Source organism: Variovorax sp. 20P10.2.4, assembly GCF_058244205.1.
Genome location: NZ_JBZAYE010000347.1, coordinates 1 through 7743, shown reverse-complemented (window position 1 = coordinate 7743; position 7743 = coordinate 1). Strand labels below are relative to the sequence as shown.

The 7743-nt window shown below is 70.4% G+C and carries 9 protein-coding genes; 6 read left to right on the top strand and 3 right to left on the bottom strand.

What is annotated here, in order from left to right:
• The 3 genes from AC27VN_RS26275 to AC27VN_RS26265 form a co-directional block, all read left to right on the top strand.
• A partial coding sequence (locus AC27VN_RS26275) for an ATP-binding protein (protein ID WP_490878426.1) occupies positions 1-366 on the top strand: 366 nt, incomplete at its 5' end.
• A complete protein-coding gene (locus tag AC27VN_RS26270; protein ID WP_395350328.1) occupies positions 363-977 on the top strand; it encodes a response regulator transcription factor in 615 nt (204 codons plus the stop codon). The genes AC27VN_RS26275 and AC27VN_RS26270, both read left to right, overlap by 4 nt.
• A 168-nt stretch (positions 978-1145) precedes the next feature.
• The gene (locus AC27VN_RS26265; RefSeq protein WP_490878425.1) at positions 1146-2483 is read left to right on the top strand and encodes an MFS family transporter; all 1338 of its coding nucleotides are present in this window, start codon (positions 1146-1148) and stop codon (positions 2481-2483) included.
• Between the two features lie 72 nt (positions 2484-2555).
• Here the strand turns inward: AC27VN_RS26265 and AC27VN_RS26260 are convergent, their stop codons facing one another.
• Positions 2556-3188, bottom strand: a complete 633-nt coding sequence (locus tag AC27VN_RS26260; protein ID WP_490878424.1) for a TetR/AcrR family transcriptional regulator — start codon at positions 3186-3188, stop codon at positions 2556-2558.
• Positions 3189-3271: 83 nt separating this feature from the next.
• Between AC27VN_RS26260 and AC27VN_RS26255 the strand changes: the two genes are divergently transcribed.
• The 3 genes from AC27VN_RS26255 to AC27VN_RS26245 all read left to right on the top strand — a co-directional run bounded on the left by AC27VN_RS26255 (position 3272) and on the right by AC27VN_RS26245 (position 5798).
• A complete protein-coding gene (locus AC27VN_RS26255) occupies positions 3272-3937 on the top strand; it encodes an O-methyltransferase (RefSeq protein ID WP_490878423.1) in 666 nt (221 codons plus the stop codon).
• A gap of 132 nt (positions 3938-4069) precedes the next feature.
• Complete coding sequence (locus AC27VN_RS26250) at positions 4070-5266, top strand: arabinose transporter (RefSeq protein ID WP_490878422.1); 1197 nt, start codon at positions 4070-4072, stop codon at positions 5264-5266.
• Positions 5267-5396: 130 nt separating this feature from the next.
• Positions 5397-5798 (top strand): HU family DNA-binding protein, encoded by a 402-nt coding sequence (locus AC27VN_RS26245; RefSeq protein WP_093341107.1) that lies wholly within the window; start codon positions 5397-5399, stop codon positions 5796-5798.
• A gap of 78 nt (positions 5799-5876) precedes the next feature.
• Here the strand turns inward: AC27VN_RS26245 and AC27VN_RS26240 are convergent, their stop codons facing one another.
• Positions 5877-6809 (bottom strand): LysR family transcriptional regulator, encoded by a 933-nt coding sequence (locus AC27VN_RS26240; RefSeq protein WP_490878421.1) that lies wholly within the window; start codon positions 6807-6809, stop codon positions 5877-5879.
• A 60-nt stretch (positions 6810-6869) separates the two neighbouring features.
• On the bottom strand, positions 6870-7743 hold an 874-nt coding region (locus AC27VN_RS26235), incomplete at its 5' end, for a Bug family tripartite tricarboxylate transporter substrate binding protein (protein WP_490878420.1).

The following is a 7743-nucleotide window of genomic DNA, read 5'->3' as shown; positions in this document are numbered from 1 at the left end:
ATCCCGGCCACGCTGCCGCCGGTGCGCGGCGACCGCGTGCTGCTCGAGCAGGTGCTGCTGAACCTGCTGTCCAACAGCCTGCAGGCGATGCAGGCCACGCCGGTCGAACGGCGCGTGGTCGAGCTCGAGGCCGAGGTGGTCGAGGGCCGCATGGAGATCCGCGTGCTCGACCGCGGCACGGGCATCGACGACGCGCTCGCCGAGCAGGTGTTCGCGCCCTTCTTCACCACCAAGCCCGGCGGCCTCGGGCTCGGCCTCAACATCTGCCGCACCATCGTCGAGGCGCACCGCGGCCGGCTGGTGTTCGACCACCGCCCCGGCGGTGGCACGGTATTCACCCTCGTGCTGGAGATCCCCTCCCCATGAACGCATCCGCCAACAACCTCTGCGTGGTCGACGACGACGAGGCCGTGCGCCGCTCGCTCGGCCTGCTGCTGCTCTCGCGCGGCTACGCGGTGCAGACCTTTGCCTCGGGCGAGGACTTCCTGGCCGGCGCCGACCTGCAGCGCGCGGGCTGCGCCATCCTCGACCTGCGCATGGACGGCATGAGCGGGCTGCAGGTGTTCGACGCGCTGCGCGCGCAGGACAGCCCGCTGGTGGTGCTGTTCCTCTCCGGCCATGGCGACATCCCGATGGCGGTGGAGGCGGTGCAGAACGGCGCCTTCGGCTGGCTCGAGAAGCCCTGCAACGACGAGCAGCTGCTCGACAGCATCGCGCGCGCGCTGCAGCGCGCCGGCGAGATCGCCACCAGGCGCCAGGCCCGGCAGGCCGCGCAGGCGCTGTGGGACAAGCTCACGCCGCGCGAGATGCAGGTGGCGCGGCTGGTGGCCGAGGGCAAGCCGAACAAGCAGATCGCGCTCGAGCTCGCGCCGCTCGAGCAGCGCACGGTGGAGACCCACCGGGCCCACGCGTTCGCCAAGCTCGGCCTCGCGAACAGCCACCAGCTCGACCGCTTCCTGCGCGAGCACGGGCTGTAGCCGGGGCCGCGCCACCCCGGAGACGCCCACCTAGGGTTAACCCTTGCGTACCGATACGTAGCCGCGCGGCGGTGGGCTACGGACGACGGCGCGCGCGTGCCGCGACAGACTTCCCGGGCACCGATTCAGGCCGCCTGCAGCGGCCGCGACCCGAGACAAGGACACGCCATGAACACCCTCGCCCGCACCGGCGGCGCCCCCGCCGGCGCCTCGCCGGCCGACACCACGCCCTACACCTTCGAGGAGAAGCGCAAGCGCATCTTCGCCATCTTCGCCGCCTCCTCGGGCAACCTGGTGGAGTGGTTCGACTTCTACGTCTACGCCTTCTGCGCGATCTACTTCGCGCCGGCCTTCTTCCCCAAGTCCGACCCCACGGTGCAGCTGCTGAACACCGCCGGCGTGTTCGCGGCCGGCTTCCTGATGCGCCCGATCGGCGGCTGGCTGTTCGGCCGCATCGCCGACCGCAAGGGCCGCAAGACCTCGATGGTGACCTCGGTCGTGATGATGTGCGTGGGCTCGCTGGTGATCGCCTGCCTGCCGACCTATGCGCAGATCGGCGCCGCCGCGCCCGCGCTGCTGCTGCTCGCGCGGCTGCTGCAGGGCCTGTCGGTCGGCGGCGAGTACGGCACCACCGCCACCTACATGAGCGAAGTGGCGATGCGCGGCCAGCGCGGCTTCTTCTCCTCGTTCCAGTACGTCACGCTGATCGGCGGCCAGCTGCTCGCGGTGGTGGTCGTGGTGGTGCTGCAGCAGGTGCTCGACGAGGCCGAGCTCAAGGCCTGGGGCTGGCGCATTCCCTTCGTGCTGGGCGCCGTGGCGGCCATCGTGGCGCTGCTGCTGCGCCGCACGCTGACCGAGACCGCCAGCACCAGGACCCGCGCCGCCAAGGGCGCCGGCACCATGGGCGAGCTGTTCCGCCACCACAAGCGCGCCTTCTTCGTGGTGCTGGGCTACACGGCCGGCGGCTCGCTGATCTTCTACACCTTCACCACCTACATGCAGAAGTACCTGGTGAACTCGGCCGGCATGTCGATCAAGACCGCCAGCAACGTGATGACCGCCTGCCTGTTCATCTACATGTGCATGCAGCCGCTGTTCGGTGCGCTGTCGGACCGCATCGGCCGGCGCAGCAACATGCTGCTGTTCGGCGCGCTCGGCATGCTGATGACGGTGCCGGTGCTCAGCAGCCTGCAGAACGTCGCCAGCCCGCTGATGGCCGGCGTGCTGATCACCATCGCGCTGGCGGTGGTGAGCTTCTACACCTCGATCAGCGGCATCGTGAAGGCCGAGATGTTCCCGCCCGAGGTGCGCGCGCTCGGCGTGGGCCTGTCGTACGCGGTGGGCAACGCCATCTTCGGCGGCAGCGCCGAGTACGTGGCGCTGGGCCTGAAGTCGATCGGCCACGAGTCCTACTTCTACTGGTACGTGACGGCGATGATGGGCGTGGCCTTCCTGGTCAGCCTGCTGCTGCCGCGCCAGGCCACCTACCTGCATCACGACAAGTAAGGCCAGGCGCTCGCGCACCGAGAAGAGTCCCGCCGCGGGGTCCGCGCCGGGACTCTTTTTTTTGAGGCCCGATTACTCCGCGCCGAGGCTGCGCAGGTAGGCGCACAGCATGTCGGCCAGCGCCTCGGAATAGGCCTTGATCTGCGCCTCGGTGCGCGGCGTTTCCGAGAACTGCTTGCCGACCGCGCCGAAGGTGGTGGTGACCAGGTCGCCCGCCAGCGCGCGCCGCGCCTTCGACAAGCCGGGCAGCACTTCGCGCAGGAAGGCCTGCATCGCGCGCTCGCCCGCGGCGCGCGCGGTCTGCGCCTCGGGCGCGTCGCGGTAGAACGGCGCCGCGTCGTGCAAGGCGGTGCGCATGCCGGCCTCCTCGCACTCCGAGCGCACGAAGGCATGGACCAGCCGGCGCAGGCGATCGAGCGGCGGCGTCTGCACGTCCTCGAGGATGCCGCACAGCAGCTCGGTGGTCTGGCGCCATTCGTCGCTCTGCAGCCGGAACAGGATCGAGGCCTTGTTCGGAAAGTACTGGTAGACCGAACCCACGCTCACGCCGGCGCGCTCGGCCACGCGCGTGGTGGTGAAGCGGTGCACGCCCTCCTTGGCCAGAACCTGAAGGGCGGCTTCGAGGATCGCCGCGACGAGGTCGCTCGAACGGGCCTGCTGGGGCTGTCTTCTAGAGGAGAGCGGGGCGCTGCGGCGGGTGGGCATGGCGTGGCTTTCGGAACGCGAATGGAAAATCTGAAGCTTCCTTCATATTATCGACGCACACCGTCCGACTCTTGAAGAACACCATGAACACACTGACCACCGCACCGCTCGCGCCCCTGCTGGAGCGCCTGTTCGCCGAGGCCGATGCCTCCTCGCCGCGCACCAGCGCCGCCGTCGCCGGCCTGTCGAACGACGAGCTCGCGCGCCTGATGCAAAGCCGCACCGAGTACCTCGATTTCTACGCGCGCCTGAAGGACTTCCCGCTCGCCGTCTCGCGCGAGACCGGCACGCTGCTCTACATGCTCGCGCGCGGCAACGGCGCGCGCAGCATCGTCGAGTTCGGCACCTCGTTCGGCATCTCCACCCTGCACCTGGCCGCGGCCCTGCGCGACAACGGCGGCGGCCGGCTGCTGAGCACCGAGTTCGAAGCCTCGAAGGTGGCACGCGCCCGCGAGAACCTCGCGGCCGGCGGCCTCGCCGACCTGGTCGAGGTCCGCGAAGGCGACGCGCTGCGCACGCTGGCCAGCGACCTGCCCGAGCGCATCGACCTGCTGCTGCTCGACGGCGCCAAGGCGCTCTATCCCGAGGTGCTGGCACTGGTCGAGGCGCGCCTGCGTCCCGGCGCGCTCGTGATCGCCGACAACGCCGACCACAGCCCCGAGTACCTCGCGCGCGTGCGCTCGAGCGCGGCCGGCTACCTGTCGGTGCCCTTCGCGTCCGACGTCGAGCTCTCGATGCGGCTCGGCTGAGCCTTTCTTTTTCTCCGCCAGTCCCGCTGGCCGTAAGCGTCTGACGTCAAGCAACGCACCTCCGCGATCCTCGCGGCCGGGGTGCGTTTTCCTTTTCGCACCGGCCGTCCGAGGAACCACCTGGACCTCCCCATGACCTCCACTTCCGCCCCGGCGATTCCCGCGCCGTCCCGCTCCGCGCAGAGCCGCCTGCTGCTGCTCGCCGCGGTGCTCTTCATCTCCTACCTCTGCGTCGGCCTGTCGCTGCCCGTGGTGCCGGTCCACGTGACGACGCGGCTGGGCCTCGGCAACTTCTGGGCCGGCCTCGCGGTCGGCATCGCCTTCCTCGCCACCGTGCTCACGCGCGCGACCGCGGGCAGCCTGTCGGATCGCCAAGGTCCCAAGCGCGCCGTGGTGCGCGGGCTGGCCTTCTATGTCGCGGGCGCGCTCGTCGCGTGGCTCGCGGGCCTGTGGATTCCCTCGCCGTGGATCGGCTTCGGCCTGCTGGTCGCGGGCCGCCTGCTGCTGGGCCTCGGCGAGAGCCTGGTGGCCGTCGGCGTGATCGGCTGGGGCATCGGCCTCGTCGGTCCCGCGCGCTCGGGCCAGGTGCTCGCGCTGGTCGGTGCCGCGATCTACGGCGCGCTCGCGGTCGGTGGTCCGGTCGGCCTCGCGCTGCTCGAGCGCTTCGGCTTCGCCGGTGCGATGGCCGCGAGCGCGCTGCTGCCCTGCATCGGGCTGCTCGCGGTGTGGCGGCTCGAGGGCGTGGCGGTGCAGCCGGGCGCGGGCCGGCCCTCGCTGCGCAGCGTGCTCGGCATCATCTGGCCGCATGGGCTGATCGTGTGCCTGCAGGGCATCGGCTTCGCGGCCATCGGCGCCTTCTTCGTGCTGCACTTCCGCGGCCAGCACTGGTCGCATGCGGGCCTCGGGCTCACGGCCTTCGGCAGCGGCTTCGTGCTGGTGCGCATCTTGTTCGGCCACCTGCCCGACCGCATCGGCGGACTGCCGGTGGCGATCGTGTCGCTGGCGGTCGAGGCCTTCGGCCAGGCACTGATCTGGCAGGCGCCGAGCCCCATCGCCGCGCTCGCGGGTGCCTTCCTCACCGGCCTGGGCTGCTCGATGATCTTTCCGGCCATGGGCCGCGAGGTGGTGCGGCTGGTGGCACCGCAACTGCGCGGCACCGCGCTCGGCGGCTTCTCGGCCTTCCAGGACCTGGCCTACGGGCTCACCGGCCCCGTGGCCGGGCTGCTCGCGGACCGCGCGGGCTATGGCGGCGTGTTCCTCATCGGCGCGGGCGCGGCGCTCGCCGGCCTGCTGATCGCACTGCGGCTGCGCAGCGTCGCGCGTGCATGAGAAAGCCCCACTCTCCCTTCGCACCGCAGGCCCTCTCTCGCGTTCGAATACACTCCACGCCGCTTGCAGCCTGCATCCGAGGCTGCGCCGTCATAGGCAACATGACGAATCAAACCTATCAGGAACTCAGTTGAACCGCATCGAACTCGTTGAGAAAATCGCCACCACCCACAACGTCAGCAAGGCAGAAGCCGCGCGCATCGTGGAAACGGTCACCAGCTCCATCGTCGCCGCCGTGAAGAAGGGCGACCCCGTCCAGATCGTCGGCTTCGGCACCTTCAAGCAAGTTGCTCGCGCAGCCCGCACCGGTTTCAACCCGAGCGTCGGCACCAAGATCAAGATCGCCGCCCAGAAGGTGCCGAAGTTCGTGCCGGGCGCCGCCTTCAAGGCCGCCGTGGACCCGAAGGCCGCCAAGCGCAAGGCCGACGCCAAGCCCGCCGCCAAGTCGGCTGCGAAGCCCGCTGCCAAGCCGGTCGCGAAGAAGGCTGCTGCCGCTCCCGCCAAGAAGGCCGTGGCCGCGAAGAAGAAGTGATGCACCGCGGCCTCTCGCAGGCCACATGCACGCGATGAAGACGGCCCCGCGGGGCCGTTTTCTTTTGGGGCGCCGCGATCAGGCGCGCTTCTTAGGCCGCCGCACCGCCTGCGCGCCCGTGCTGAATTCGGCCGCTGCCTCCACCACCCACTCGCTGAACAGCTGCACCGCCTGCGAATCGCGCTTGTGCTCGGGGTACACGAGGCAGTAGCGCTTCTCGTGCTTGAGGCTGATGTCGAAGGGCATGGCCAGCGTGCCGCGCGCCACGTCCTCCTGCACGTAGAAGCGCGGTACCAGCCCCACGCCCAGGCCCGCGCGCGCGGCATCGATCACCATCGCATAGAGCTCGAAGCGCATCGCCGGCGGCGGCACCGGCTGCGTCGAGCCCGCGACCTCGAACCAGCGCTGCCAGGCCTCGGGCCGCACGCGCTTGTGCAGCAGCGGCAGCGCGATCAGGCCGGCGGGCTTCTTCAGCTTCGAGAGGTCGAAGTGGGCCGGGCTCAGCACCGGCACCACCTCCTCCTCGAACAGGTGCACCTTCTCGACCGCATCCCACACCGGGTCGTCGAAGTGCAGCGCGGCATCGAGGTTGGTGCCGCGGAACGCGAAGGGCTCGGCGCGCTCCGACAGGTTGACGGTGATGCCCGGGTTCCTGCGCAGGAAGTCGTGCAGCCGCGGCAGCAGCCAGCGGCTCGCGAAGGTCGGGATCACGGCGAGCTCGAGCACGCCGCCCGCGCCCTTGTGCTGCATCAGCGACTTGGTGTGCAGCTCGATCTCGTCGAGGTTGCCGCGGATGTTGCGCGCATAGAGCCGGCCCGCGTCGGTCAGCACCACCTGCTTCTTGCCGCGGCTGAACAGCTTCACGCCGAGGAAGCCCTCGAGCACGGCGATCTGCCGGCTCACCGCGCTCTCGGTCAGGTACATCTCGGCCGCGGCGCGCGCGAAGCTCTCGTGGCGCGCGGCCGACTCGAACAGCGACAAGGCGACGGTGCTGGGGATTTTTCGCTTCATGACGGATCGCGGCCCTTGGATCGAGGCCCCATTCTTGACCAGGACGAGCCGCGGCGGCACCTATTCCTCCACCTGGATGCGCGCGGCGCGCACCACCGTGCCCCAGCGCGCGTTCTCGCTCTTCACGAAGGCGCCGAAGTCGCGCGGCGCGATGTTCGAGGGCGTGTAGCCGATGTCGGTCATTCGCGCGCGCGCCGCCGGATCGCGCACCACCTTCTCGACCTGTGCCTGCAGCGCCTCGACCACGGCGGCGGGCGTGCCGGGCGGCGCGAGGATGCCGAACCAGGTGTCGGCATCGACCGCGTAGCCGAGCTCCTTGAGCGTCGGCACGTCGGACAGGCCCGCGAAGCGCTCGGGCGAGCCGAGCGCGAACAGCTTGAGCTTGCTGCGGCTCGCCACCGCCAGCGGCGTGGGCACGAAGCCGTACTCGACGTCGCCGGCCATCACGGCCGACATCACGGGCGCGGCGCCCGCATAGGGCACGGGCAGCGCCTTCGTACCCTCGGCGCGCGAGCGCAGCAGCTCCATGCCCATCTGCGCCATGCTGCCCGGGCCCCAATGCGCATAGGTCACTTCCTTGGCACGCGCGCGGGCCACGAAGTCGGCCACGTCCTTGGTCTCGCTCGCGGGCCGCGCGGCCATCACGAAGCCCATCTTCGCGACCAGTGCCACGGGCTGGAAGCCGTCGGGGTCGTAGCGCACGGCCTTCTTGTAGATGTGCGGCGAGACCGAGATGAAGTCGGCCGCCGCGAACAGCAGCGTGGTGCCGTTGGCCGGCGCGGCATAGACGTAGTTGGCGCCGAGGATGCCGTTGACCCCGGGCCGGTTCTCGACGATCAGCGGCTGGCCCAGCGTGCTGCCGATCTGCGTGGCGACCAGCCGCGCGAGCACGTCGGTGCCGCCGCCGGGCGCATAGGGCACGACCAGGCGTATC